Origin of the sequence: Glycocaulis alkaliphilus, assembly GCF_004000605.1 — a bacterium.
Taxonomy (GTDB): Bacteria; Pseudomonadota; Alphaproteobacteria; order Caulobacterales; family Maricaulaceae; genus Glycocaulis; species Glycocaulis alkaliphilus.
The window spans coordinates 2,959,717-2,983,072 of sequence record NZ_CP018911.1 but is presented as its reverse complement, the minus strand read 5'-3'; the positions used below and the strand labels follow the sequence as shown (position 1 = coordinate 2,983,072).

Annotated in this window: 26 protein-coding genes and 1 tRNA gene; 15 read left to right on the top strand and 12 right to left on the bottom strand. The window is 63.2% G+C overall.

All coding sequences use genetic code 11. From position 1 onward, the window contains the following. Window positions 1–20 precede the first annotated feature (20 nt). Window positions 21–1,592, top strand: coding sequence for a long-chain-fatty-acid--CoA ligase (locus X907_RS14205; protein WP_127569128.1), 1,572 nt, complete (start codon window positions 21–23; stop codon window positions 1,590–1,592). On the opposite strand, the gene X907_RS14200 is transcribed toward X907_RS14205, so the two are convergent. From X907_RS14200 to X907_RS14165, 8 genes are all read right to left on the bottom strand, one after another. Continuing rightward, the gene (locus X907_RS14200; RefSeq protein ID WP_127569126.1) at window positions 1,537–1,899 is read right to left on the bottom strand and encodes a hypothetical protein; all 363 of its coding nucleotides are present in this window, start codon (window positions 1,897–1,899) and stop codon (window positions 1,537–1,539) included. The genes X907_RS14205 and X907_RS14200 overlap by 56 nt on opposite strands. Then, the gene (locus X907_RS14645) at window positions 1,896–3,803 is read right to left on the bottom strand and encodes a lysozyme (protein ID WP_233352419.1); all 1,908 of its coding nucleotides are present in this window, start codon (window positions 3,801–3,803) and stop codon (window positions 1,896–1,898) included. Before X907_RS14645 ends, X907_RS14200 begins: the two co-directional genes overlap by 4 nt. 159 nt (window positions 3,804–3,962) lie before the next feature. Next, complete coding sequence (locus X907_RS14190; RefSeq protein WP_127569124.1) at window positions 3,963–4,709, bottom strand: SDR family NAD(P)-dependent oxidoreductase; 747 nt, start codon at window positions 4,707–4,709, stop codon at window positions 3,963–3,965. Window positions 4,710–4,760: 51 nt separating this feature from the next. After that, complete coding sequence (locus X907_RS14185) at window positions 4,761–5,186, bottom strand: response regulator (RefSeq protein WP_127569122.1); 426 nt, start codon at window positions 5,184–5,186, stop codon at window positions 4,761–4,763. 47 nt (window positions 5,187–5,233) lie between these two features. After that, on the bottom strand, window positions 5,234–6,145 hold the full coding sequence (locus X907_RS14180) for a bifunctional 5,10-methylenetetrahydrofolate dehydrogenase/5,10-methenyltetrahydrofolate cyclohydrolase (RefSeq protein ID WP_233352417.1): 912 nt from the start codon (window positions 6,143–6,145) through the stop codon (window positions 5,234–5,236). 5 nt (window positions 6,146–6,150) lie between these two features. Then, window positions 6,151–6,456, bottom strand: a complete 306-nt coding sequence (locus X907_RS14175; protein ID WP_127569118.1) for a YggT family protein — start codon at window positions 6,454–6,456, stop codon at window positions 6,151–6,153. A gap of 99 nt (window positions 6,457–6,555) precedes the next feature. Beyond that, window positions 6,556–6,966, bottom strand: coding sequence for a response regulator (locus X907_RS14170; RefSeq protein ID WP_127569116.1), 411 nt, complete (start codon window positions 6,964–6,966; stop codon window positions 6,556–6,558). A 33-nt stretch (window positions 6,967–6,999) separates the two neighbouring features. Then, the gene (locus X907_RS14165; protein ID WP_127569114.1) at window positions 7,000–8,208 is read right to left on the bottom strand and encodes a sensor histidine kinase; all 1,209 of its coding nucleotides are present in this window, start codon (window positions 8,206–8,208) and stop codon (window positions 7,000–7,002) included. A 147-nt stretch (window positions 8,209–8,355) separates the two neighbouring features. Here X907_RS14165 and X907_RS14160 point away from each other — a divergent pair. The 3 genes from X907_RS14160 (at window position 8,356) to X907_RS14150 (ending at window position 9,275) form a co-directional block, all read left to right on the top strand. After that, a tRNA-Ala gene (locus X907_RS14160) sits at window positions 8,356–8,431 on the top strand. A 170-nt stretch (window positions 8,432–8,601) separates the two neighbouring features. Then, window positions 8,602–8,799 carry a tetratricopeptide repeat protein gene (locus X907_RS14155; RefSeq protein ID WP_127569112.1) on the top strand — a complete coding sequence of 66 codons (198 nt, stop codon included), beginning with the start codon at window positions 8,602–8,604 and terminating at the stop codon, window positions 8,797–8,799. Window positions 8,800–8,840: 41 nt separating this feature from the next. Continuing rightward, on the top strand, window positions 8,841–9,275 hold the full coding sequence (locus X907_RS14150) for a hypothetical protein (RefSeq protein ID WP_127569110.1): 435 nt from the start codon (window positions 8,841–8,843) through the stop codon (window positions 9,273–9,275). A 21-nt stretch (window positions 9,276–9,296) separates the two neighbouring features. Here X907_RS14150 and X907_RS14145 read toward each other — a convergent pair whose 3' ends face one another. After that, window positions 9,297–9,620 (bottom strand): hypothetical protein, encoded by a 324-nt coding sequence (locus X907_RS14145; protein ID WP_127569108.1) that lies wholly within the window; start codon window positions 9,618–9,620, stop codon window positions 9,297–9,299. 97 nt (window positions 9,621–9,717) lie between these two features. Then, on the bottom strand, window positions 9,718–10,008 hold the full coding sequence (locus X907_RS14140) for a 4a-hydroxytetrahydrobiopterin dehydratase (RefSeq protein ID WP_127569106.1): 291 nt from the start codon (window positions 10,006–10,008) through the stop codon (window positions 9,718–9,720). Between the two features lie 84 nt (window positions 10,009–10,092). Here X907_RS14140 and X907_RS14135 point away from each other — a divergent pair, with 84 nt between their 5' ends. From X907_RS14135 to X907_RS14125, 3 genes are all read left to right on the top strand, one after another. Next, window positions 10,093–10,365 (top strand): histidine kinase, encoded by a 273-nt coding sequence (locus X907_RS14135; protein WP_127569104.1) that lies wholly within the window; start codon window positions 10,093–10,095, stop codon window positions 10,363–10,365. A gap of 92 nt (window positions 10,366–10,457) precedes the next feature. Next, window positions 10,458–11,597, top strand: coding sequence for an iron-containing alcohol dehydrogenase (locus X907_RS14130; protein WP_127569102.1), 1,140 nt, complete (start codon window positions 10,458–10,460; stop codon window positions 11,595–11,597). Then, window positions 11,594–12,031, top strand: a complete 438-nt coding sequence (locus X907_RS14125; RefSeq protein ID WP_127569099.1) for an acyl-CoA thioesterase — start codon at window positions 11,594–11,596, stop codon at window positions 12,029–12,031. Before X907_RS14130 ends, X907_RS14125 begins: the two co-directional genes overlap by 4 nt. Here X907_RS14125 and X907_RS14120 read toward each other — a convergent pair. Both X907_RS14120 and thpR read right to left on the bottom strand, forming a co-directional pair. Continuing rightward, a complete protein-coding gene (locus tag X907_RS14120; RefSeq protein WP_127569097.1) occupies window positions 12,028–12,594 on the bottom strand; it encodes a hypothetical protein in 567 nt (188 codons plus the stop codon). The genes X907_RS14125 and X907_RS14120 overlap by 4 nt on opposite strands. 52 nt (window positions 12,595–12,646) lie before the next feature. Further along, window positions 12,647–13,189 carry an RNA 2',3'-cyclic phosphodiesterase gene (gene thpR, locus X907_RS14115; RefSeq protein ID WP_170175581.1) on the bottom strand — a complete coding sequence of 181 codons (543 nt, stop codon included), beginning with the start codon at window positions 13,187–13,189 and terminating at the stop codon, window positions 12,647–12,649. Window positions 13,190–13,340: 151 nt separating this feature from the next. Between thpR and rimP the strand changes: the two genes are divergently transcribed. From rimP to pnp, 8 genes are all read left to right on the top strand, one after another. Further along, window positions 13,341–13,964 carry a ribosome maturation factor RimP gene (gene rimP / locus X907_RS14110; protein WP_373870271.1) on the top strand — a complete coding sequence of 208 codons (624 nt, stop codon included), beginning with the start codon at window positions 13,341–13,343 and terminating at the stop codon, window positions 13,962–13,964. 13 nt (window positions 13,965–13,977) lie between these two features. Beyond that, window positions 13,978–15,738 carry a transcription termination factor NusA gene (nusA, locus tag X907_RS14105; RefSeq protein WP_127569091.1) on the top strand — a complete coding sequence of 587 codons (1,761 nt, stop codon included), beginning with the start codon at window positions 13,978–13,980 and terminating at the stop codon, window positions 15,736–15,738. Between the two features lie 23 nt (window positions 15,739–15,761). Next, window positions 15,762–16,382 (top strand): RNA-binding protein, encoded by a 621-nt coding sequence (locus X907_RS14100; protein WP_233352413.1) that lies wholly within the window; start codon window positions 15,762–15,764, stop codon window positions 16,380–16,382. A 124-nt stretch (window positions 16,383–16,506) separates the two neighbouring features. Beyond that, window positions 16,507–19,074, top strand: coding sequence for a translation initiation factor IF-2 (gene infB, locus X907_RS14095; RefSeq protein ID WP_127569087.1), 2,568 nt, complete (start codon window positions 16,507–16,509; stop codon window positions 19,072–19,074). A 106-nt stretch (window positions 19,075–19,180) separates the two neighbouring features. Then, window positions 19,181–19,549 carry a 30S ribosome-binding factor RbfA gene (gene rbfA / locus X907_RS14090; protein ID WP_127569085.1) on the top strand — a complete coding sequence of 123 codons (369 nt, stop codon included), beginning with the start codon at window positions 19,181–19,183 and terminating at the stop codon, window positions 19,547–19,549. A gap of 194 nt (window positions 19,550–19,743) precedes the next feature. Next, window positions 19,744–20,703 carry a tRNA pseudouridine(55) synthase TruB gene (truB, locus tag X907_RS14085; RefSeq protein ID WP_127569083.1) on the top strand — a complete coding sequence of 320 codons (960 nt, stop codon included), beginning with the start codon at window positions 19,744–19,746 and terminating at the stop codon, window positions 20,701–20,703. A 146-nt stretch (window positions 20,704–20,849) separates the two neighbouring features. Continuing rightward, complete coding sequence (rpsO, locus tag X907_RS14080) at window positions 20,850–21,119, top strand: 30S ribosomal protein S15 (protein ID WP_127569081.1); 270 nt, start codon at window positions 20,850–20,852, stop codon at window positions 21,117–21,119. 93 nt (window positions 21,120–21,212) lie between these two features. Further along, on the top strand, window positions 21,213–23,342 hold the full coding sequence (pnp, locus tag X907_RS14075; RefSeq protein WP_127569079.1) for a polyribonucleotide nucleotidyltransferase: 2,130 nt from the start codon (window positions 21,213–21,215) through the stop codon (window positions 23,340–23,342). Window positions 23,343–23,356: the final 14 nt, after the last annotated feature.

Genomic DNA, 23,356 nt, shown 5'->3' with positions numbered 1-23,356 from the left:
GAATGAGGGAGGAGACGCGAATGATTGATGCGGGCAAGCTCGTATCCATGGCCGATGTCGTGCGCCAGCAGGCGCGCGTGAACGGCACAGTAGCGGCGCAGATATTCCAGGATCGCACGACCAGCTATGCGGCGTTGGATGGCCACGCCAGCCGGGTGGCCAATGGGCTGGTCGCGCTGGGGTGCGAGCCGGGCATGCGCATCGGCCATCTGGGCAAGAATAGCGATTATTTCGCCGAGCTTCTTTTTGGCGCGGCCAAGGCGCGATGCGTGCTGACGGGCGTGAACTGGCGCCTCGCCGGGCCGGAAATCCTCTTCATCCTGAAGGATGCGGGCGTCACCACGCTGTTTGTTGATGCCGAATACTACCCTCTGGTAGAGAGCCTTCTGCCTGCTCTGCCTTCGCTTCGCACGGTCATCGCGCTCGATGGCGGGCATGGCAAGTGGAAGGGCTATACCGGCTGGCGGGACAGCCAGTCCGGCACCGATCCGATGCTGAAGACGGACCCGAAAGAGGATGTGCTCCAGCTCTACACATCCGGCACGACGGGCAACCCGAAGGGCGTGGTGCTCTCGCACGGCGCGTATCTCTCGCTCTTCGAGCAGGGTCTGAAGGACGGGTTTGTGCGGTGGGAGCCGGGCGATCCGAACCTCATCGCCATGCCCTATTTCCACGTGGCGGGCACGAACTGGGCGCTCCTGGGCTTCTATCAGGCGGCGACGAATATCATCGTCAAGGAAGTTGATCCGGTCGCGATCCTTGATCTCATCGAACAGCACAAGGTCCAGACCAGCTTCTTCGTGCCAGCCGTGATCCTGTTTCTGGTGCAGGCCAGCGCGGCGAAACCGCGCGATTTTTCTTCGCTCAGGCTTGTTGCCTATGGCGCCTCGCCGATTGCGGAAGAATTGCTGCTCAAAGCGGCCAAGGTTTTCGATTGCGGTTTTCTGCAGTTCTACGGCCTTACCGAGACCAATGGCGCGGCGGTGCATTTGCCGCCGGCTGATCATGATCCGGCGCGCGGCAAGCTGCGCGCAGCGGGCAAACCCAATGCCGGTATCGAGATCCGTGTCGCGGGCGAGGATGGCAAGCCGGCCCCGCAAGGCGAGGTGGGCGAGGTGTGGATACGCGGCACCAGCCTGATGACAGGCTATTGGAAACGGCCCGATGCCACGGCAGAGGCGATCAATTCCGATGGCTGGTTCAAGTCCGGCGATGCGGGCTATCTCGACAAGGATGGCTATCTCTTCATCCATGACCGGGTGAAGGACATGATCATTTCCGGCGGCGAGAATATCTACCCGGCGGAAGTGGAAAATGCGCTCTTCTCCCATCCGGGCGTGGCCGATGTGGCCGTGATCGGTGTGCCGGACGAGCGCTGGGGCGAGGCGGTGAAGGCGATTGTCGTGAAGGCGCCCGGATCAGATGTGACGCCGGAAGCCCTGATCGCGCATGCGAGGGAGCGCATCGCCGCCTACAAGGTGCCCAAAAGCGTGGATTTCATTGACGCTTTGCCGCGCAATCCGACCGGCAAGATCCTCAAGCGCGTTCTTCGGGAACCGTACTGGAAGGGGCGCGACCGGGCGGTGAGCTAGCGAGCGCCGCCGCCCGCCCGTCAGCCTGTATGATCACGATGGCCCAGACCGCAAGTGCCGAGAGCGCCCGGTTAAGCAGGACATAATCCTCGCGGAAGCCGGGCGGGGAGCCCAGATACCCCATCGCGATCATCAGGGTGATCAGCACGGCCATCCCCGCCTGGAATGCCAGATGCTCATGGCGCAGCAGGATTAGCGGCATGAGATAGAGAAGCCCGTGGGCAAAGCCGAGAGGGGTCCAGCTTTCGGTCAGGAAGATCAGACCGATCAGGCCAAGCGACAGAATTATCATCAATGTACGGGTCACGATGCTGCTTCCCTTGGAACAACCACATAATCTCCGCCATGGGCGAAGAAGAGGGCGGATTCGGCCGCGCGCCGCTCGATCTGGCTCTGGCCTACCTGCATGGCCGGTGCGCCGGTAAAGGCGTTATGCAGGCGCAGCGCATTGGCCGCGCCGGTATATTCGCCCTGATTGAGCCGCGCGAGGATGCGCGAGTGCGCGAATGCCTCCAGCCCGTTCTGGTGTACGAATGAAACCAGTGCCACCATCTGCGCCTGCGAGACGGGAACGCCGACGAGGGAACGCAGTTCGCTCTCGATCTGGACCAGCTCGCGGCGCAGATACTGCAGCGCTTCTACCTGGCTGATCTGGGTGTCGAACTCCTCGTCACAGGGCTGGAGCGCGCGGCCATATCCGATGAAGGAACAGTTGCGTACCCGTGTGGCACTGGCGCGGAAGGGCTCGAAGGAGATGATCAGCTCGCGCGCGGTTACGCTGTCCTCCTCGACGAGGAACAGGAAGGCTTCCAGCTGGCGGCGGCTTTCCAGGCCTCGCAAGGCCCGCATCCCGCTGCCGGGCACGCGCGCATGTACCCAGCGCAGGAACTGGGCGGCGCTGACCGACCGGATGTCGCTATTGATCAACCGAAGAAGCGTGGAATTGCGGAAGGCCTGGCCTCCAATGTTGAACACAAGCGATATCAGGGCATTGCGCTGATTGTCGGTCAGGGGCCGGGTCACGGCTGCGTCAACCGCAGCCGCCGCGATGTCGATATCCTCCATGAGAAGCTCAACCGCGCGTTCATGGGTTATCACATTGCCTGGCCGGGCCTCGCGGCCAGTATGGCCGTAGCCAATGGTGGGAATCCCCGCAGCGTCCAGATAGGTCTCGCCGCGAAACGCCTCGAACATCTGGATCAGCTCGATGACGGACTGGCCTGCCCGGCTATCCGCGCGGACGGCCGGCAGAACGATGCCGGTGGTGTCATGCAAGGCGAGATCGGCGATCACGCTCGCGCTGCCGGCCAGTTCGGGGGGCGGAGCCTCGTCAATGACGAGTTCGGTTTCGGCCAGCACGATCGCTGGCGGTTCGCTGCGTACCGGCGGGACCGCGTCGGACAGGGCGCGGTCGAAGATTACCGGGCTGAGTTGGCCGGATGTGCGTTCATGCACATGCAGGCTCGCCAGTTCGAGGGCGGCCGTCAGGTCGGCTGCCTCCAGCAGATGAAGCTCTACCAGCGAGAGGGTGAAGAAGGCCGGCCGGACATGCGTGTGCTCGCGGCTCTCGAAGATGAGGCGCGGCCGGTCCGGGCCAATACGATGAAACGCATTGCCTTCCACCGTGACCGGCCCGCCCCGGTCACTGACGGCTACCGTGACGCTGTCTGGAACTTCAAGCGTGTCAAACCCGGTGCCAACAGCGGAGAGTCCGCCGCCGAGCAACCCGCCCACGCCTTCTGTTTCGATGACGATGACGGTGCTGGACGGCCCGCTGCCAATAGGGTGGCTCCAGGCCTCCTCAAGGCGCATGCCGCCTTCGGCGTACAGTACCAGCGGCGGCGGTTCGGAATCGGTCGACAGCAGGAAGATCGTGTCCTGTCCCGGGATGGCGTGGCCGGCAAAATAGATGAAGGCCTCGGCTCCGCCTTCCGTCAGCCGGCCCAGAATATCGATCGCACGGCGCAGCTCGTATTCGGTGGGATTGATCAACGGCCCGCCGCCGATCAGGGCATAGCCTGAATCCTCGGCATGGCGTGCCATGGCGCGCGCCTGCTGCGCATAGTCCGGCCGCGATGGCAGTCTGCGATACTGGGCGGCGCCTATGACGAGCGCATAACGCTCAAGACCGGACTCTGGCGGATTGTGCAAGGCAGCAGGCGTGTATGACAGCCACGTCAGAACAGCAAAACTTGCCAGCAGAAGGCTCAAAGATGCAGCAGTAACTGCCGCGGATAATGGTGTATTACGCAAATTCCGCCTCACAACGTCGCGGAGTGTTCAATACACACACCGTACATTGTGTGCCCCATTTGATCAAATAATATCAATAATCATTAACCATGAGTCGGTTTCTGTATTGAAGTCTCTTTAGGGGGCCACTTCCTCTCCGGCAAAATCAAAGCAACGTCCGGAGTGGTCAGGGGTCAGCGTGTCGATGACCTTGAGGAGGCGTCCGGCGCTGTGTTCCGGCGTGAACAGCTTGGCGTCGGGCACATTGCGCCGGAAGGGCTCGGAGAGGGCCGTTTCCACCGTGCCGGGGTGCAGGCCGACAATCAGCGCCTCCGGGCGCTTCCTTGCCAGCTCGATGGAGCAGGTGCGGATGATCTGGTTCAGCGCCGCCTTGGACGCGCGATAGGCGTGCCAGCCACCCAGCCGGTTGTCGGAGATGGAACCGACGCGCGCCGAGAGGGCGGCAAAGACCGCTTTGCCCTCGCGCGGCAGGGCGTCCAGCAGGGCGGCTGCGACCAGAGCCGGGCCGGTCGTGTTGATAGCGAACAGCCTGGCCATGCTGGACGCATCCAGATGGCGCCATGTCTTCTCCGGGCCGAAACCCTCGCCATGCAGGACGCCGCTGGCAACGATCACCAGATGTACGGGGCCGTCAGCGGCAATCGGCTCCAGCGCCGCCTTGATGCTGGCCGGGTCGTCCAAGTTGATGGTGCCGGAGGTGATCTTCGGCCCTTGTGGCGCGCTGCCTGACCGCGACAGGGCGATCACCTCGCCGCAGCGTGGATCGTCTGCAAGCTGGCGTACGAACGCGCCGCCAATGCCGCCGGATGCGCCGACTACAATCGCGCGGTAGTGCTCAGGCAGGGATTCAAGAGTGTTGCTCATGACGAGATGAGCTAGAGCGGCGATGCTTTACGGAAAGGGCTGACCGGCGGCCTAGAGGTGCAGCGCGTCGTCGGCGGCGTCCTGGACTTTACGCATCAGGCGGAAGCTTGCCGTGCGGTCCTTGCCGTTGAAGAACTCGTTCTTGTCCAGAATGGTCAGGTGCGCTCCCAATGCCTCGGCATCGACCCGCGCTGATCCGGTCAGGACGAGAACCGGCGTGCCTTTGGCGATCTTTTCGGCGGTGCGTACGGTGTCGGTGGGGTCTATGGAGTCAGGCAGGCGCAGATCGACGATGATCAGATCAAACTGGCGCCGGGCCAGCTTGCGCTTGGCATCGTTCAGCGTGCGCACAACTTCCAGTTCAAATTCATAGCCGCCCGCATCGCACAATGCCTGCTGCAGCAGCATGGCGTCGGCGAAGTCATCCTCGACGTGGAGGACGCGCAAGGTCTGGGTGGTTTGTGCAACAGCGTTCATGTTTTTCACGCTATTGGCCCGCGCTTAGCAAAGCGTAAATTTCTGCCCTATCCGCGGAGCGGATCGGTGATTTTTTCGCCTGTGCGTGCGGCTGCCGCTTTGAGCGTATTGGCCAGCAGGACGGCGATGGTCATGGGGCCGATTCCACCGGGAACGGGCGTTATATGGCCAGCGATCTTTTCACTCGGTCCAAAGGCGACATCGCCGACCAGCCCCGCATCGGTGCGGTTAATGCCGACATCGAGCACGCATGCACCCGGCTTTATCCAGTCGGCCTTCACCATTTCCGGCCTGCCGACGGCAGCGACCAGAATGTCTGCCGAGCGGCAGACTTCGGGCAGATCGCGGGTGCGCGAATGGGCCAGCGTGACGGTGCAGTCCTGCTCCAGGAAGAGCAGGGCGGCGGGCTTGCCGACCAGGATGGAGCGCCCGATCACAACGGTGTGGAGGCCTGACAGATCGCCCAGCGCCTGCCGGGCGAGCCACACGCAGCCCGACGGTGTGCAGGGGCGCAAGCCGTCGGCTCCCAGCACCAGCCGGCCTGCGCTCGTGGCGGTCAGCCCGTCCACATCCTTGGCCGGGTCGATGGCTTCCACGACGCGGCGGGCATCCATGTGGGCGGGCAGGGGCATCTGCACCAGAATGCCGTCCACTGCCGGGTCGGCATTGAGCGTTTCAACCAGCGCGATCAGCTCTGCCTCGCCCAGGTCATCGGGGCGGCGGAATTCCTGCGAGATCATGCCCGCCGCTTCGGTGCGGCGCACCTTGTTGCGGACATAGACATGGCTGGCCGGATCATCGCCGACCAGCACCACGGCGAGGCAAGGCTTGCGTCCGATGCGCGCAGCAAGTGCTGCGCTCTGGGCGGCCACCGCGCTGTCGAGCGCTGCCGAGGCCAGCTTGCCATCAATCAGGCTGGCAAGCCCTTCGCGATGCCGGATGAAATCAGGTGTGGTCACGGATGCTAGCCCAGAAGAGGGAAAATCTGCCCCATGATCACCCATTCACGCACGAAGAAGATGATCAGCAGCAGGACTAGCGGCGACAGGTCAATACCGCCCAGCGGCGGCAGGATACGGCGGATGGGAGACAGGACCGGCTCGGTCAGGGCGTTGGTGGCGCGCCAGATCGTGTTGACGAACTGGTTGCGCGGATTGACGACGTTGAACGCAACCAGCCAGCTCAGCACCACGTTCACGAAGATGAGCAGTACGAGAATATTCAGTACCGGAATGATGAAATAGATAATCAGGGCCTGACCGAAGGTCATCGCTGTCTCCGTCTGGACGCACGCCGCAGCCGTGCAAAGGGTGGCGCCTGTCTAGACGCGCACCCCCCTTTCACGCAAGCGTGCCGCGCAAGAGCGCCGTCAGTGCCGGCCGGGCATCTCTGCATGGTCGCGCCAGAAGCGGCACACCGCGTCGGCTACCTGCTGATAGCCTCCCAGGCTGTCGGGCTTGCGGACATAGGCGTTCGCCCCGGCTTCGTAGGCCCTGTCAATATCGCCCGGCTGGCTTGAGGACGAGAATACGATGATCGGGACCAGCTCAGGGTCCTCGCGCTCGCGCAGGGCCTCGATCACCTCATGGCCGGACAGGCCGGGCATGTTGAGGTCGAGAAGCAAGGCGTCAAACCGGCTGGAGCGCAGCGCATCCAGCGCAGCCTGCCCGCCGGGCACATGCATGAGATTGGCGCCTTTCATCTCGGCAAAGGCGCGCTTGGTCAGAAAGGCGTCGCTTTCATCATCCTCGACAAGCAGGAGGCGGATTGTTTTCGCCATTTTTTCCTCCCCGGGCCCTGTGGGCTCCCTGGCTTACTGGGTGACCCCGCTGGCGGGCGTTGCGCCGGGTGATGGCAGGGTCAGGCAGAAGCGTGCGCCGTCAAGGTGGGTTTCGTCCAGCCAAATCTCGCCGCCATGGCTTTCAACAATCTCCCGGCAGAAGGCCAGACCCACCCCCATGCCCGGATAGCGGGTATCGTCATGCAGCCGCCTCATCATCTGGAAAATCGTCTCGGCATGGGCCGGATCAATGCCGATTCCGTTGTCTGCTATGGAAATCGCGACCATGCCGTCTTCGCCCTGCGATGCGCGCACAGTGATCACCGGCGCCAGGGCGGAACGGTATTTAATCGCGTTGGAAACGAGGTTCTGAAAAAGCTGGGTCAGAAGCACTGGGTCGCCCTCGATTTCTGGCAGGTCCGCAATATCCAGCGTTGCGCCGCTTGCCTCGATCTCATCCTCCAGCGCCGACATCACGCCCGTGAAGACGCGCGACAGTTCCAGTGTCTGGGACTGGGGGGGGCGGTTCACCAGCTGGGCATATTCCTGCAGGACACCAATCAGCGTCTGCGCGCGCAGTGCGCCTTCGCGCACCTTGGCCAGATATTTCTGGCCGTCTGCGCTCATCGTGTCAGCTTCCTCGTTCTCTAGGAGTTGTGAGAATATCTGGATGTGCCGCAAGGGTGCCTGCAGGTCGTGGGCAGCGGCGGCGGCAAACTGGCGCAGCGCCGTATTGGCCCGTTCAAGGTCGCGCGTGCGCTGGCGGACGCGATGCTCCAGCTGGCCGGTTATCGCCATCAGACGGGCTTCAGCCTCGTCGCGCCGGCCGATCTCGGCCTGCAGCGCCTGATTGGAGCGCTGCAGCTGCTTGGTTGATGGCAAGGCGAGCGCCCGCGGCAATAGCGGCCATAGTGCTATGGCGGTCGCCAGCGAGACCGCCGCTGTGGCGGCCTTTAGCAGGCCTTGAACCTGATAATGCGGGTTCCACACCGTCCAGATCGAGAACAGGTGTGTCATGCCGCACAGCAGGATGAAGGCCACGAACAGCCACATGACGGGCCGGTATACAAGGTCCGGGCGGCGTATCGAGAATATGGCCAGCGCGGCGGGAATGGAGAAATAGGCCAGTGCGATAAGCGCGTCGGAGAGCACATGGGTCCACAGAATGGACGGCTCCCACAGATAGCACATGCCGTGGGGCATGAAGCCGTGCGTCGATAGCGAATGCGTCATGGAGCCCATGCGCGCCAAGCCTCCCCCTGTTTTCAGGGCACTATCTATGCGCGGGGACGGGCGTCAAGCGGACGGCCAGCGAATTTCGATGCGGCTCCATCATGTGCTTGACAAGATACGGGGCCGGGCACTACCTCCCTGACCTCTTCGAGAAGTGGGGCCGTAGCTCAGTTGGGAGAGCGCGTCGTTCGCAATGACGAGGTCAGCGGTTCGATCCCGCTCGGCTCCACCATTTCCCGGACTATTCCTGATCTATGGGCTCAGCCGGTCAGCGCCAGCGCTGCGGGCGGACAATTATCCCATGCGCGCCTGGCCGGGCGTAACCGTGAAGCCCTGTCGCATATAGACCAGGCGATCGCCGCAGAAGACACGCCATGGCGGCGTTATGAGCAGGGCATGGTGATGACGGCGCTGGGCATGCACCGTTCAGCGGCCCATGCGTTGGTGCTGGCCCATGAGGGTGCGCCGGATAATGCCAATATCCTTGTCTCGCTGGCCTATGCCAGCCGGGCCAGCGGTGAAACCGCCTCCGCGCGCGATTATTACCGCCAGGCGGTCAGCCTTGATCCGGAACTGTCTCGCCTCAGCGCCGATTTCTAGCGACGCCTCGCCAACCGCTTGTTTACGCATGACGGGCTAGTATGCCTGTCATGGAAACCCTGTTCACGACCCTTCTGGCAGCTGCCGCCCTTGCGCTCGCCGGTCCGCCGCCACCGGCTGAGGACGCTGCCCCGTCTGCCTCAGACCGGGTGCTGTCCACATCGTCAAGCTATGTGCGCATGGAGCCGGTTTCGGCCTCGGTGCGGGCCGGTGCCTATATGGGCGGTGTGCTGGAGGTCCAGTTCTCGCTGAATATTCCCGACGAGGCCCTGCGCGAACACGCGCGTGCCAGCACGCTCCGCCTGCGCGATGGCTATGTCACGGCGCTGACCAGCTATGGCGGGCTTGGCTACCGGGCAGGCGATGTGCCCGACTTCGTCCGTATCACACGCCTGTTGCAGCAATCGACCGACAGGACGCTCGGCGCACGTGGCGCCGAGGTCCTTATCCGTTCGATGGCGCTGCACGAGCCATAGGCCCGTGCCCTGTGGCGCCTGTCAGCCGCGTGGCACGATGGTGAAGGTGACCGTCTCACCGGCGGTATTCTCGCCTTCCCAGCTATCACCGAGGCTCAAGCCCTCCTGAATGGGCTGGCAGTTGGTCTCGCCGCTCGCGCGGCTGGTACACAGTTCGCCGCCCTGAACCTCCCAGGTGCCGGAAATGCCGACATCGCTGGAATAGGTGCCGTCCTCGTTCAGCATCACCGTGTAGGTGACGCTGTCGGACTGGACCTGAAGCGCATGTTCAAGCAGCGCATCAACAGACGCGCCATGATCGTCCGCGCCAAAGAGCGCAAGGCTGGCAGCAAGCATGGTCAGCATGAATACATCTCCCTTCGATTGCCCATGCCCTGTTGTGACAACGGGGCCGTCTGGCCCCGTCCCGGCATGGTTAACGGGAGTTTAACCAAAGCCCGGCTCAGGCGGAAGCGGCTTCATTGATGAATCTGGCCATCTCGACGTCCAGCGCGCTGACCCCGTCGCAATCATGCGTCGTCAGAACGATTTCCACCTTGTTGTAAACATTGAACCATTCGGGGTGATGGTCCATTTTGTCGGCTTTCAGGGCGACGCGCGTCATGAAGCCGAACGCCGCGTTGAAATCATCGAATTTCACCGTGCGTGTGATGGCGTCGCGCGATCCTTGTGCCTTCGTCCAGCCGTCCACCTGCTTCAGGGCGGCATCAGCACCAATTTTTTGCGGGGCCATTTTTCAGCTCCTTCGCCGTTTACACAAAAAAGACTCCTCGATGGCATAGTCGGTTCCGTTGAAACAAGAAAGGAGGCGGCAGACATGACCCGCTTTCTCGTATCCGAAACCAATCCTGGCGGACGCAAGCTGGAGGATATTCTCATCCAGCTTCGCGCCGAAGTGCTGACGCGTTCGACGAAAATCTCCGAGGACACGCGGCCCGAAGCCCTGCACGTGATGGGCAATAACATGAAGATACTGGAGCATTTGTCGGCAGCGATCGAGCTGGCGCAGGACTCCACCCATCTTCTGGACCGTGCCTTCGGCCCGTCGGAAGCCGCTCATGGCGGTCCGCCGCGGATCGGTGTGGCTTAAGCCAGTCAGGCGTACTTCACGTTCTGCTTGAACTGGACGGCTCAAGCGGCCAGCCTTGCTGAACTCGCACCGTTCAGCATCAAGGCCGCGCCATGACTCCATTCCAGTTCAGAACTGTTCCCCACATCGTGTCCGCGCCCGGCGCGGCATCCGAGCTGGCGCGCCATGCGGCTCCCGCCTTGAAAGGCGCCAGACGCCTGCTGGTCGTCACCGACAAGGGTGTGATGGGGCTGGGCCTTCTCAAGGGCGCTCTGGAAGGGCTGAAAGCGGACGGTTTTCAGGTCCATGTGTATGACAAGGTGGTGGCCGACCCGCCTGAGAGCGTGATCGAAGAGGCCGTGGCCGAGGGGCGCGAATTCGGGGCCGAGGCTGTGATCGGCTTTGGCGGCGGCAGTCCGATGGACACTGCCAAGGTGGTCGCCCTGCTGCTCGGCTCCGACCAGCCGCTTTCCGACATGTATGGCATGGACCGTGTGAAGGGGCCGCGCCTGCCGCTTATCCTCATCCCCACCACGGCCGGTACCGGCTCGGAGGTGACCAGCGTCGCCGTCATCACGACGGGCGCCACATCCAAGCGCGGTATTGCCGCTGCGCCGCTTTATGGCGACATGGCGGTGCTCGACGCGGATCTGACGCTAGGCCTTCCCAAGCATATCACGGCGGCGACCGGCATTGATGCCATGGTCCACGCCATCGAGGCCTTTACCGGCAAGCGTTTCAAGAACCCGGTTTCCGATGCGCTGGCGCTGGCGGCCCTGAAAATGCTCCACGCCAATCTGGAGCGGGTGTGCAAGGACGGATCAGACCGCGAGGCAAGGGCCGGCATGCTGCTCGGCGCCATGCTGGCGGGGCAGGCATTCTCCAACTCGCCCGTCGGCGGGGTGCATGCCATGGCCTATCCGCTGGGCGGCATGTTCCACGTGCCGCACGGGCTTTCCAACTCGGTCGTGCTGCCACCGGTCTTGCGCTTCAATGCCAGCGCCGCGGAGAATCTCTATGCTGAGATTGCCGGCCATATCGGCTTGCAGGCCAGCTCTGCCGGGCTGATCTCGGAGATGGAGCGGATCGCCGATGCGGTGGGAATTGAACGCCGCCTGTCACAGCTGGGCATCAGCCATAATGATATTCCGGCCATGGCCGAGGATGTGGCGGCCAATGACCGGCTATTGCCCAATAATCCCCGGCCCATGGCCTATGGCGACATCGTTGCCATGTATGAGGAAATCCTGTGAGCGGGCGGGAACCGCCTGCGCGGCGGCCCGATTACGCGGCGTTTGAGCGCATCGAGACGCGCTGGGCGGATAATGATGTCTACGGCCACATCAACAATGTCACCTATTACGCCTATTTCGATACGGCGGTGAACCGCTGGCTGGTGAAGGCAGGATTGCTGGACATTGCCGCTGGCGATCCCATCGGCCTCGTGGTCGAAACCGGCTGCCGCTATCACGCGCCGGCGGCCTTCCCCGACCGGCTGGAGGCGGGGATACGCGTGGGGCGGCTGGGCAATTCCTCGGTGCGCTACGAGATCGCGATTTTCCACGAGGGCGGGGAGGAGGCCATCGCCGAGGGCCATTTCACCCATGTCTATGTCGACCGTAAAACCCGCCGCCCGGTTTCCCTGCCCGATAGCTGGCGCAAGGCGCTGGAGAGGCTGGCGGGTTAGGAGCCGAAACGCGAGAGGATAGCCGGAACAGCAACGACAAGCAGGATCGGCACCACGATCAGCCCGGCAATGATGGCGCGTGCCGTCCAGTCCGGCTTGCCAGATTGACGGGGCTTTTTCTCGCCTTCAGCGATCAGGCGCAGCGCGCCATGCGTGCTGCTGGCCATTTCTGCCCGCGCGGTCATGCGCTTCAGTTTCTCGAGTGCCCCTTCCCCGCCTCCGGCTACGCGCAAGACCAGTTGGCGCGCCGCCCATCGTTCCGGACTCTCATGATGCAGCTGGCGGGCGGACAGCCACGACATGGTCACAACCAGCAGCAGGGGGAAGACGACTATCAGCCCGGTTGTGACTGCACCGAAGAACCCGTTTGAAGCACGCGCGCCGAACAGCGCGGTTGCAAGCACGACAACCATGCTGGCCCCGGTTTGAAACCAGAAGCTGGCGAACAGCCGCCGTATGTGAAGGGAAACAAATCTGCCGGCCTCATCGTCCGCTGCCCGGATCACACCAGCGCTGAAACCTGCTTTGGCCAAGACTGCCCGTTCCTTGTCCGTCAGACTCATGCCCGCCTCCTTGAGGCGCCATCATGGCGAAACGATCAGCGTGTTGCCAGCCTCACGACTCCAGCGGGTATTCCGCCTCGATTTCGTAGGCATTGGGGCCGCGCCCGCGTTGATGGCTGGAATAGAGGTGGAAGCGGTCGGCCAGGAAGGGTTCGGACGCCCACAGATTCAGCCGCTCTTCAAATCTCTGCACCCTCACAATCTCGGCCATGTTGAGATAGGCGACCGTCAGGTGCGGCGTGTAATTGCGCTTTTCCATGTCCATCCCGGCCTTCACCCCGGCGCGGTGACACTGACGGGCAAGGCGTTCGAGCGGTTCGCCGCCCTCCACACCCAGCCAGAGCTGGGTGGGGCTGGCTTTGCCGAAATGGCCGGTGCCTTTCAGGCGCAAGTCAAAGGGCGCGATGCGTATGAGGGACAGCTCGTGATCCAGCTCTGCGATTCTGTCCTCTGGCCACTCGCCATAGAAGGCGAGGGTGATGTGGAAGTTCTCCTCCGGGCGCCATTTGGCGCCGGGCACGCCTTTGAGAAGCGGGCTTACCCGCTCGGCGATCTCGTCAGGTATGGGAAGGGCGGCAAAGACACGAAGGGCCATGGCGGCAAATGCGCCATACGCCGGGGCAGGGGTCAAGGGGAGCCGCCCATCCCCATTGCATTTGACGCGCCACAGGCGTATAAGCGCGCTCATCAGGTTCGATGTGCCGGATGGCACTATCGGGCGGCTCTCATCGGGGGCCGCCTTTTTCATTGCCTTTTTTGGCCAGTTTGCCGCTTCGGAGCCCTCTTTGAGAACACGCAACCGCCAGGACGAGATCATTGCCGCGCTCGCGGACCCGGTCGCTGACGCGATGGGCTATGAGATCGTGCGCATCCGCGTGTTGTCGGGCAAGCGCCAGACCGTGCAGATCATGGCGGAAAAGGCCGATGGCACGATGGATGTGGAAGATTGCGCGAAGCTGTCGCGCGCCCTGTCCGAAGTGTTTGAAACGAACGATCCGATTTCCGGCGAATATGTGCTGGAAGTCTCCTCGCCCGGCATTGACCGCCCGCTGACCATGCTCGCCCATTTTGAACGCTGGGACGGGTTTGAAGCCAAGATCGAGCTCGACCGGCTCGTGGAGAACCGCAAGCGGTTCCGCGGGCTTCTGGCCGGGATCGAGGGCGAAAACGTGCTGATCGACCTCGAGGGCGAGGAAGAGACGGCCATGCTGCCGTTTGAATGGATTGCCGAGGCCCGCCTTGTGCTGACCGATGCGCTGATTGCCGAGTCCCTGAAAGGGCGCGGCGGGGAAGCCCCGGTCTGGACGGACGGGGCCGAAACCGTGACTGACGATACCCAAACCGACAAAACCTCAAAGACCAACAGATAACAGGATACTCATCATGGCCATCGGGGTCAGCGCCAACAGGCTGGAACTTCTGCAGATTGCCCGCGCGGTTGCGCAGGAAAAGATGATTGACGAGCCGCTGGTGCTCGCCGCCATCGAGGAGGCGATCCAGAAAGCCGCCCGCTCGCGCTATGGCAGCGAGCTGGACATACGCTGCTCGATCCATCCCAAGACCGGCGAGATGAAGCTGACCCGCCACACCACAGTGGTTGAGGAAGTCGAGAACGACTCCCAGGAAATCAGCCTGGAAGAAGCTAAGAAAATGGACCCGAATGCCGAGATTGGCACCGTGTTCGAGGAAGAGCTGCCGCCGATCGAGTTTGGCCGCGTCGCTTCGCAGACCGCCAAGCAGGTGATCACGCAGAAAGTGCGCGAGGCCGAACGCGAGCGTCAGTACGAAGAGTACAAGGACCGCATCGGCGAGATCATCAACGGCATCGTCAAGCGCGTCGAATACGGCAATGCGATTATCGATCTGGGCAAGGCCGAAGGCATTATCCGCCGCAATGACGCGATCCCGCGCGAGGCGCTGCAGCCCAATGACCGCGTGCGCGCCTATATCTACGATGTGCGCACCGAAGTGCGCGGGCCGCAGATATTCCTGTCGCGCGCACACCCGGACTTCATGGCCGCCCTGTTCGCGCAGGAAGTGCCAGAAGTCTATGAAGGCATTATCGAAATTCCCCGCGTGGCGCGTGATCCGGGCAGCCGCGCCAAGATCGCCGTCATTTCCAATGACAGCTCCATCGACCCTGTGGGCGCGTGCGTCGGCATGCGCGGCAGCCGCGTGCAGGCGGTCGTCAACGAGCTGGCGGGCGAGAAGATCGACATCATTCCGTGGAATCCGGATCCCGCGACCTTCATCGTCAACGCGCTGCAGCCGGCGGAAGTCGCCAAGGTGGTGCTGGACGAGGAAAGCCAGCGCATCGAGGTGGTGGTGCCTGATGACCAGCTGTCGCTGGCCATTGGCCGCCGGGGCCAGAATGTGCGCCTTGCCAGCCAGCTGACCGGCTGGTCGATCGACATTCTGACCGAGGTTGAAGAGAGCGAGCGCCGCCAGAAAGAGTTCACCGAGCGCACGGCCCTCTTCATCGAAGCCCTTGATGTGGACGAGGTCATTGCCCAGCTTCTGGCAACAGAGGGCTTCACCGATGTGGAAGACCTCGCCTTTGTCGAGCTGGACGAAATCGCCGTCATTGAAGGCTTTGATGACGAAACGGCCGAAGAGATCCAGACCCGCGCGCGCGAATTCCTCGACAAGCGGGCTACCGAGCAGGATGCGCGCCGCAAGGAGCTGGGCGTGGACGACGCGCTTCTGGAGATTGACGGCGTCACCCTGCCGATGGCGGTGAAGTTCGGCGAGAACGAGGTGTTCACGGTCGACGATCTGGCTGGCATGACACCGGACGATCTGCGTGGCTGGTACGAGACCCGCGATGGCGAGCGCGTGCGTGAGCCGGGCATTCTTGATGGCTTTGACATCGAGGCCGCCGACGCTGAACGCCTCATCATGAAGGCCCGTGTGGCGGCGGGGTGGATTTCCGAAGAGGATCTGCCGGCCGAAGAACCGGAAGAAGCCGAAGCGGACGCAGAGGCGGACGCCGTTGAGGAGGCCGTCGAGGAAGCGCTCGCCGAGGATGGCGAGTTCGACCTTGCCGCCCTGGAAGCGGAAGCCGAGCGCCTCGGCGTGGATCTTGAAACCCTCATCAATGCGGGTGAGGAAGCTGAGACGGCGGAGGAAGACGAAGACAAGTGAGCCGCGGCGCACGGGAAACCCGCGTGAAGACGCCCCGGACACGGCGCTGCATCGCGAGCGGTGAGACCGCTCACGAGGCCAGCCTGATCCGTGTGGCGGCCAGTCCTGACGGGATGGTGGTGCCGGATATTGCGGCCAAGCTGCCCGGACGCGGGGCCTGGATCAGCGCCAGCCGGGAGGCGGTTGCCACCGCCATAAGGCGCAAGGCCTTTCAGCGGGCTTTCGAGGGGCCGGTAACGGTGCCTGAGGGGCTTGCTGACGAGATCGAAAGACAGCTTGCCGCACGGGCACTGTCAATTTTAGGTCTCGCAAGGCGAGCAGGACGGCTCGCAATGGGGTATGATGGCTCCAGAGGTGCCATCACCGCATCGCTGCCGCCGGCCTGGCGCATCGAGGCCAGTGACGGCGCGGCGGACGGGCGGCGCAAGCTGGACCAGCTGGCGCATGGCGCAGCGCCGGGTGTTCCTGTGGCGATGTGTTTCAGCGCCGGGGAACTTGGCGCGGCGCTTGGGCGCTCCGGTGTGGTGCATCTTGTGCTGTCACCGGGACCGGAGGCTGCGGCGTTCGGAGTGTTGATGGGCAAGCTGGCCGGTTTCAGGGCCACAGGCCCGCAAACGCCGGACGGCCCGGCACGAGAGAGTTGAAACGGCAGGCAGGACCGCTAGTTTAGCGGACCTTTGGCCAGAGCCGGATGGACAGGGCAGTAAGCATTGCTGCGGCGCAGTGCTTCGACAGGCCTTTTATGCAGAGCCGCGATGAAAGACGTTTATGAGCGACGCTGACGAACGCAATCCTTCGGGCCGCAAGCCCCTCACCCTCGGCGCCCGTACCGGATCGGGTACCGTGCAGCAGAGCTTTGCGCGCGGCCGCTCCAAGGCGGTTGTGGTCGAGAAGAAACGCAAGCGGATTGCTCCAGGCGCTTCAGGTGCGCCTGCGGGCAAGGATGCCGGTACATCGGCTGGCAAGCCTGCTGCCAGCGACGCTGACAAGGCGCGTGCAGCGCTGGCCGCCAAGGCCAAGCAGCTCGGGCTTTCCGAGGAAGAGCTGATCCGCCGCCAGCGGGCGATTGCGCGTGCGCGGGCCGAGGCCGAAGAGCGCGACGCGAAGAAGAAGGCTGAAGAGGCCGAGCACGCCCGCAAGGCCGAAGAGGACCGCAAGGCTCTCGAAGACCAGCGCCGGCGCGAGGAAGAGGCCCGCAAGGAGGCCGAAGCCCGCAAGAAGGCCGAGGCCGAACGGGCCGCAGCGCCTGATCCCGCTGACATTCCTGTTCCCGTCGATCCCGACACGGCCAAGCCCCAGCGCAAGGTCGTCGACAAGGACGCCCGCGCCAAGGACGAGGCACGCGGCGGTGACGTTGAGGATGATGAGGGCCGCGCCAAGAAGAAGCTGGCTCCGGCTGCCAAGGCTGCGCCGTCACGGTCCAAGGATGCTGGTGAGCGCCGCCACAAGGGCCGCCTGACCATCCAGAATCTCGTCGAGGACGATGAGGGGCGCCAGCGCTCACTCGCCTCGATGCGCCGCGCCCGTGAACGCGAGAAGCAGCGCCGCACGCAAGGCGGCACCGAGCGCGAGAAAGTTGCGCGCGACGTTGTCGTGCCGGAAAGCATCACCGTGCAGGAACTGGCCAACCGGATGGCGGAACGCGCCGCCGATGTGGTGAAATTCCTGATGAAGCAGGGCCAGATGGTCCGCGCTGTGGACTTCCTTGACGCCGATGATGCCGAGCTGATCGTTGAAGAGTTTGGCCACCGCGTGAAGCGCGTGTCGGACGCGGACGTGGAGGAAGGCTTCATCTCTGCAGAAGATGCTGAAGAGACAAAGCAGCCGCGCCCGCCGGTTGTGACCATTATGGGCCACGTTGACCACGGCAAGACCTCGCTTCTCGATGCCCTGCGCTCTACCGACGTGGCAGGCGGGGAAGCGGGCGGCATTACCCAGCATATCGGCGCCTATCAGGTGCAGCTGAAATCCGGCGAGAAGATCACCTTCCTGGATACGCCTGGCCACGCCGCCTTCTCGGCGATGCGCGCCCGCGGCGCACAAGCCACCGATATTGTGATCCTGGTGGTGGCCGCTGATGACGGCGTGATGCCGCAGACGGCGGAAGCCATCAATCACGCCAAGGCGGCCGGCGTGCCGATGATTGTGGCGGTCAACAAGATCGACAAGCCCGATGCGACGCCGGACAAGGTGCTCAACGAGCTGCTGCAGCACGAGATCGTGACCGAATCCATGGGCGGTGACGTCCAGTTCGTGCCGGTCTCGGCGCTGAAGAAGATCGGTCTTGATGAGCTGACCGACGCGATTTCGCTGCAGGCAGAAATGCTGGAGCTCAAAGCCAATCCGGACCGCTCTGCCGAAGGCATCGTGATCGAGAGCCAGATCGATAAGGGCCGCGGCCCGGTCGCCACTGTTCTGGTCAAGCGCGGCACGCTGAAACGCGCCGACATCGTTGTCGCCGGTGTTCAATGGGGCAAGGTGCGCGCGCTGACCAATGAGCGCGGCGCGCAGATGAGCGAAGCCGGTCCGTCATTGCCAGCCGAGATTCTCGGCCTTGATGGCGCGCCGGAGCCGGGCGAAGCCTTCTCGGTAGTGGAAAGCGAAGCGCGTGCCCGCGAGATCGTCGATTACCGCATGCGTCAGCGCCGCGACAAATCGGGCGGTACGGGCGGCGGTGGCACATCGCTGGAACAGATGATGGCCCGCCTGCAGCAGAACGAGGTGCAGGAACTGCCCGTCCTCATCAAGGCGGATGTGCAAGGTTCTGCCGAGGCGCTGACCGGCGCGCTGGAGAAGGTGGGCAATGAGGAAGTACGCGCCCGCGTCATCCATGCGGCTCCGGGCGGTGTGTCAGAGGCCGATGTGCAGCTGGCGAAAGCCTCCGGCGCCCCGATCTTTGCCTTCAATGTGCGCGCCAACAAGCAGGCGCGCGATCTGGCCGAGCAGGAAAAGGTCGAGATCCGTTATTACTCGATCATCTACGACGTGATCGACGATGTGAGGAAGACGCTGGAAGGCCTTCTGGCACCGGAGAAACGCGAAACCTTCATCGGTTACGCCGAGATTCTGGAAGTCTTCAACATCACCAAGCTTGGCAAGGTGGCCGGTTGCCGCGTGACCGAGGGCGTGGTGCGCCGCGGCTGCGGTGTGCGCCTGCTGCGCAATGACACCGTCATCCATGAAGGCGAGCTCTCCACGCTCAAGCGCTTCAAGGACGAGGTCAATGAAGTGCGTGCCGGTACCGAGTGCGGCATGGGCTTTGTCGGCTATCAGGACCTGCAAAAGGGTGACCAGATCGAGTGCTTCACGGTGGAGGAGATCGAGCGCAAGCTCTGATCTGCCACTCTGCTACAGCGCTTTTCTGACGCCAGCTGGCAATCTGGCGCGGCCGGTTCAATCCCGGCCGTGCCGCCCGCCTGCTCAGGCATGAAAGGACATTTCCATGAAAGCCCAATCCCAGAGGCAGCTGCGTGCCGGTGAGCTTGTCCGCCGTGCGCTGGCCGACATTATCGCCGAGGGCGCGATCCATGATCCGGCCGTGGCCGGTGTGCCGGTGACTGTCACAGAGGCGCGCATGAGCCCCGATCTGCGCCATGCGACCGTGTTCGTCGCGGCCATGGGCCAGGCTGACCGGGTGAAGCTGGCAAAGGCGCTCGATCACGCATCTGGCTATCTCCAGCGCGAGCTGGCCCGCCGTATCGATCTGCGCTTTACGCCCAAGCTGCGCTTTGAAGCCGATGACCGCTTCGAGGAGGCCGCCCATGTGGACGAGGTGCTCTCACGCCCTCATGTGAAACGCGATCTGGATTAGGAATTCAGGCTGACATCATCCTCCGTTTTCCTCCCCCGTTTACGGGGGGTAAGGCGCAGAGCGCCGAACGGCCGAAAGGCCGGAGGGGGGAACTCTTTTCAATATACCCCCCCCTCGCCGCTTCGCGGCACTCCCCCCGTGAACGGGGGGAGAAACCCGCTGGGCACTTCACTCAAAATCTGGAACGTTCGCAAATGGCACGCAGGAAAAAGGGTGATCCGGTCGATGGCTGGGTCTTGCTGGACAAGCCCGCCGAGATGACCTCGACGCAGGCCGTGTCTGCGGTGCGGCGTATTTTCGATGCCCGCAAGGCCGGGCATGCCGGCACGCTCGATCCGCTGGCGACGGGCCTTTTGCCGATTGCGCTGGGTGAGGCCACCAAGACGGTGCCGTTCGCGCAGGACGGGATGAAAACCTACCGCTTCACAATCCGCTGGGGTGTCTCCACCGACACGCTGGACGCCGAAGGCGAAGAGACAGCGAAAAGCGATGTACGCCCTGCGCGCGCGGCCATCGAGGCTGTCCTGCCGCGCTTTGTCGGCCAGATAGACCAGATACCGCCCGCCTTCTCGGCTATTCGCGTCGATGGCGCGCGCGCCTATGATCTGGCGCGTGCCGGCGAGATTGTGGAGCTGGAAGCGCGCACGGTGCGCATTGATGAGGTATCCCTGCTCGATACACCGACTGCAGACCTTGCCGTTCTGGAAATGCATTGCGGCAAAGGCACCTATGTGCGCTCTCTGGTGCGCGACATTGCGGCGGCGCTGGGCGTGGAGGGCCATGTCGCCGCGCTGCGCCGGGTGGCGGTCGGGCCGTTTGATATTGCGGACGCCATCACGCTGGCTGATCTCGATGCGCTAAAAGCTGAGGGCCGCGAGGCGCAAGCACTGGAGCCGGTCCACGCCGCGGCCAGCGATTTGCCGGTACTGGATATAACCCCCGATCAGGTGGCCTATTTGAGGCAGGGCCGGGCCATTGTGGTGCCGCCCCGCCGGGTGGAGGCGCTGCGGGCCTTGCGCTGTGAGCGGATGATCGGTGACCGGGACTGTTCGCGCTCGGTGCTGGCCATGGACGGCGATGAGCCGGTTGCCATTGGCGACCTGCAGGCGGGCAAGCTGTCACCGTGGCGCGTATTTGTGCCGTCCGGCGCCTGATCCTCGCGCGCATGTGAGCGTGTATTCGCCTTACATGCCTTGCTATCGGCACACTTTGCGTCCATAAGCTGCGCGCATGACTGCCGACCTTGCTGGACGGTGCCCTGGCAAGGCCGGAAATGACCGGCACTGAGGAGATGACAGATATGTCGATCACTGCAGAGCGCAAAGCTGCGCTCATCAAGGAATATGCCCGTGAGGCCAACGACACCGGCTCGCCGGAGGTTCAGGTGGCCGTGCTCTCCGAGCGCATCGCCAACCTCACCGAGCATTTCAAGACTCACAAGAAGGACAACCACTCGCGCCGGGGCCTGCTCAAGCTCGTCTCCCAGCGCCGCCGCCTTCTTGACTATCTGGCCCGGATTGACGAACCGCGTTACCGGATCCTGATCGCAAAGCTGGGCCTGCGCCGCTAGGCTCTGCTTCCCTTCAACGCCGGTCACCTCTGGTGACCGGCGTTTCCTTAGGGGCCGTGATGGTCACGGCCCTGTCCGTACGTACGAGAGAACATGTTCAATATTCAAAAAGAGACGATCGACTGGGCTGGACGCCAGCTCACCATTGAAACCGGCCGTATGGCCCGCCAGGCAACCGGATCGGTTCTGGTCACTTACGGCGAGACAAGTGTGCTCGCGACCGCCGTGGCGATGAAACAGGTCAAGGACGGGATCGACTTCTTCCCGCTGACCGTGAACTACCAGGAAAAATACTTCGCAGCCGGGAAAATCCCCGGTGGCTTCTTCAAGCGCGAAGGCCGCCCGACCGACAAGGAGACGCTGACCTCGCGCCTCATCGACCGGCCGATCCGCCCGCTCTTCCCCAAAGGCTTCAAGAACGACACGCAGGTCATGCTGACCGTCCTGTCGCACGACATGGAAAACGATCCCGATATCGTGGCCATGGTCGGCGCGTCGGCGGCGCTGGTGCTGTCCGGCCTGCCTTTCCTTGGCCCCATCGGCGCTGCGCGCGTGGGTTACAAGGATGGCGGCTATGTCATCAACCCGACCATTGACGAGATGAAAGAGTCCGATCTCGATCTGGTTGTCGCCGGTACGGGCGACGCCGTGATGATGGTCGAGTCCGAAGCGAAAGAACTGACCGAAGAGGTCATGCTCGGCGCGGTGATGGCCGGCCACGAGGCTTTCCAGCCCGTGATCGACATGATCATCCGCCTGGCTGAAAAAGCCGCCAAGGAGCCGTGGGACTTCGTGCCGGAAGACCATTCCGCGCTGGAAGCCAAGGTCCAGAAGCTCGTCGGCAAGGACATCGCCAAGGCCTACACCATCAAGGACAAGACCGAGCGCTATGCTGCGCTTGGCGCCGCGAAGGAAAAGGCCGTTGCTGAGCTCGCCCTGTCGGAAGCCAATCCGGACGGTGTTGATCCGGCGGTGCTCAAAGGCGTGCTCAAAGACGTGGAAGCGTCTGTTGTGCGTGGCGGCATCATCAAGACCGGCAAGCGCATTGATGGCCGCAAGCTGGATGATGTGCGCGCCATCGTGTCGGAAGCGGGCATACTGCCGCGCACGCACGGGTCGGCCCTCTTCACCCGCGGTGAAACGCAGGCGCTGTGCGTTGCCACGCTCGGCACCGGTGAAGACGAGCAGATGATCGACGATCTGACGGGGATGTATAAGGAGCGCTTCATGCTCCACTATAACTTCCCGCCCTATTCGGTCGGTGAAACCTCGTTCCGCCTGGCTCCGGGCCGCCGCGAAATCGGCCACGGCAAGCTGGCCTGGCGGGCCATGCGCGCGGTTCTGCCGAGCGCGGAAGACTTCCCCTACACGATCCGTCTGGTCTCGGAGATCACCGAGTCCAATGGTTCGTCCTCGATGGCGACGGTGTGTGGTTCATCCCTCGCGCTGATGGATGCCGGTGTGCCGATCAAGCGTCCGGTTTCGGGTATCGCCATGGGCCTTATCAAGGACCCGGAAGGCATCGCCGTTCTCTCCGATATTCTCGGTGATGAGGATCATCTCGGCGACATGGACTTCAAGGTGGCCGGTACCGAAGTTGGCATCACCTCGCTGCAGATGGACATCAAGATCGCCGGCATCACCAAGGAGATCATGGAAACCGCCCTTAGTCAGGCTCATGCCGGGCGCGCCCATATCCTTGCCGAGATGAACAAGGCGCTTACCGGTGCCCGCGGCGAGCTGGCCGACACCGCGCCGCGCATCGAGCAGATGAAAATCCCGGTCGACAAGATCCGGGACGTCATCGGCACAGGCGGCAAGGTGATCCGCGAGATCGTGGAGAAGACCGGCGCCAAGGTGAATGTGGAAGACGATGGCACGATCAAGATCGCCTCGTCTGATGCCGCATCGATCAAGGCGGCCCGTGACTGGATCCACTCCCTGACGGCCGAGCCGGAGCAGGGCGCGGTCTATCAGGGCAAGGTGGTCAAGGTCATGGACTTTGGCGCCTTTGTGAACTTCTTCGGCGCGCGTGACGGCCTCGTTCACGTCTCGCAACTGAAAGCCGAGCGCGTCAATCACCCGAACGACGTCGTCAAGGAAGGCGACCTTGTATGGGTGAAGCTGATGGGCTTTGACGACCGGGGTAAGGTGAAACTTTCCATGAAGGTCGTGAACCAGGAAACCGGCGAGGAAATCGCCGCTGAGGGCGAGGCCGACTAAGGCCGCACTTCAGA